Here is a 2,223-nt window from a genome sequence, read left to right as displayed (position 1 = left end):
TCAGCAAAATTACTCTCGCGCTTGGCGTTATTGCGTCGAGTCAGCTTTATGCCGCAATCGATAATAAGCAGCTTGAACAAACCATTGAGCAATCGATGAAACGCTTTGAAGTACCAGGTATGGCAGTCGCCGTGGTTGAAAATGGCGAAGTTATTTTTTCAAAAGGGTTTGGTGTTAGGCACTTAACCACAGGTGAAGAGGTAGATAAGCATACTTTATTTGGTATCGCGTCAAACACCAAAGCATTTACAGCAGCAGCCCTTGCAATGTTAGTGGATCAAGGCAAGCTCAATTGGAATGATAGAGTAATTGATCACTTACCTGAATTTCGTATGTATGATGCCTATGCAACACGTGAGGTGACAATTCGTGATTTGCTAAGTCACCGCGCAGGTCTTGGTTTGGGGGCAGGTGATTTATCGATTTGGCCAGATACTGATAAATCAGTAGAAGATGTAATTCATGGTATTCGCTATCTAAAACCTGTATCAAGTTTCCGCAGTCAATATACTTATAACAATTTAATGTTTGTTACAGCAGGTGAAGTTGTTGCGCGTGTATCGGGAAAATCTTGGCAAGAATTTGTCGAACAAGAGATGTTAAAACCTCTTGGTATGACATTGTCAAAAGCGGGTTTTTCTCGTATTCCAAAGTCTAATAAAAACTGGGCAACTGGGCATATTCCAATGGATGACAAGTTACATCCATTCTTTGTAAATTATCTTGAAGATTTTCGTGGAGCAGGGGCGATTGCATCAAACGTAGATGAAATGGCTAACTGGCTAAAAACCCAACTTGCTGGTGGCAAAATGCCAAATGGCGAGGTGCTATTTAGTGAAAAACAACAAGCGCAAATGTGGCATCCACATATTACGAGTATGGCATCTAAAAATGCGTTTAATGACTATCGTCAGCAGTTTCGCGGCTACGGCTTAGGTTGGTCGATTGAAGATTATCAAGGCTATAAAAAGTTAGGTCATGGCGGTGGTATTTTAGGTATGGTTTCGCAAGTCACTTTAGTACCAGAAAAGCAACTTGGTATTGTTGTGTTATCTAACCAACAAGCATTTAGTGCACTTAGCGCAATTACTCACGAAGTGCTTGAAGACGCACTTGATTTACCAAATAAAGATTGGGTTGAAACGCTCGCTGAAAAACACTTTGAACGCAAAGCAAAGGCGTATGAAAAAGCGGTTGTTGAAAAACCAGCACAACAGCAAAATGCCTTGCCACTATCCGTTTATGCAGCAAATTATAAAGACAGTTGGTATGGCGATATTGTGATTGCTGAGCAAGACAATAAACTGACCATCGACTTTACCCATTCGGCACGTTTAAAAGGCACCCTTGAGCACTTTAATGGCAATACATTTATTGTGCGTTGGCATGAGAAGTTACTGGAAGCGGATGCGTTTATTGAGTTTGAAATGAGCCCGACTAATCAGATTAAAAGTGCAAAAATGTATGCAGTAGCACCAAGTATTACTGATTTTAGTTTTGACTTTCATAACCTTAACTTGATCCCTATCAAGTAGAGCAGTTTTTAACCGACCAAAGTCGCAAAGTCGGTACTCGCCGACTTTGTTAGACTAGTGTTAGTTTTAACCAGGAGGGTGGCATGCGTACAGCGATAATTTCTCATACAGACTGTCGAAAGCACAGAATGATCCCTGATCATCCTGAGTGCCCTTCACGACTTGATGCGATTAACGACCGTATTTTAGCTGCTGGGTTAGATATTGCACTTACTCACCTTGATGCCCCGCTTGCTGAGCGAGAACAGTTACTGTTAGCGCATTCAGAAAATTTAGTTAAAACAGTCGAAGACAAAATCCCAGAACAAGGTTTAAGTGACCTTGATGGGGATACCTGGCTGTGTCCTGATAGTTTACTTGCCGCAAAAAGAGCAGCAGGATCTGGCTTACTTGCTGTTGATAAAATTTTAGCGGGTGAATTGGATGCGGCTTTTTGTGCAGTGAGACCGCCCGGTCATCATGCTAATAAAGACACTTCATCGGGTTTTTGTATTTTTAACAATATTGCGATTGCTGCACGGTACGCGCAACAGCAAGGTGTAAAACGCATTGCAATTTTAGATATTGATGTGCATCACGGTAATGGTACTCAAGATATCTTTGTTGATGACCTTGATGTACTGTTTTGCTCCATCTTCCAACACCCTTTTTATCCAAATACCGCCATTGATAGCAATGAGCATATTAT

The 2,223-nt window shown here is 41.3% G+C and carries 2 protein-coding genes; both read left to right on the top strand.

Going from position 1 to position 2,223, the window contains the following annotated elements:
* Positions 1 to 29 precede the first annotated feature (29 nt).
* Positions 30 to 1,535, top strand: a complete 1,506-nt coding sequence (locus tag ABYD77_RS18970; protein WP_372771650.1) for a serine hydrolase — start codon at positions 30 to 32, stop codon at positions 1,533 to 1,535.
* Between the two features lie 83 nt (positions 1,536 to 1,618).
* On the top strand, positions 1,619 to 2,223 hold a 605-nt coding region (locus tag ABYD77_RS18965), incomplete at its 3' end, for a histone deacetylase family protein (protein ID WP_372771649.1).

It is taken from the genome of Pseudoalteromonas sp. (assembly GCF_041629635.1).
Taxonomy (GTDB): Bacteria; Pseudomonadota; Gammaproteobacteria; order Enterobacterales; family Alteromonadaceae; genus Pseudoalteromonas.
Note: the sequence above shows the minus strand (reverse complement) of the source record. Positions and strands in the feature narration are given on the sequence as shown.